Genomic DNA, 471 nt, shown 5'->3' on the forward strand with positions numbered 1-471 from the left:
TCAAGCCTCGCAATCACGCGGGGCTTTTTATTTTCCTGAAGTAAATCTCACGCCATGCCCGGCGCAAATTCAACACAGAGCCCTACAGAAACGAACCTCGGAGATAATCGCTAAAGGCGGCGGCCTCTCTGTGGGCGGTTTTCTGGGCAGCGAGGCTCGTTTCTATAGGTAAATACGCATGAAAACTATAAGCATCCCTCTGGAAGAGGTTCGTCGAATTTTCGAATTAGACCCTAAGTCTCCATCCGGATTGAGGTGGATGGTTGCCCCAAACCACAGAATAAAATGTGGGATGCCAGCTGGTAGCAAAGTTGGAAACGGTTATTACCAAGTTAAAATTGCTGGTATTAGCTATGGAGCTCATAGAGTGGTTTGGTCTATTGCAAATGGCGAAATACCGCAAGGCATGACTATCGATCACATTGATAGAAATCCAGGAAACAATGAAATATCAAACTTGCGACTTGCTGA

The 471-nt window shown here is 46.1% G+C and carries 1 protein-coding gene; it reads left to right on the forward strand.

The features are described from left to right. Nucleotides 1-178: 178 nt before the first annotated feature. Nucleotides 179-471 (forward strand): HNH endonuclease signature motif containing protein (locus V6E55_RS25635; protein WP_316944135.1); only part of this gene is annotated, 293 nt, incomplete at its 3' end.

This window comes from Enterobacter sp. 342 (assembly GCF_036663495.1).
Taxonomy (GTDB): Bacteria; Pseudomonadota; Gammaproteobacteria; order Enterobacterales; family Enterobacteriaceae; genus Enterobacter.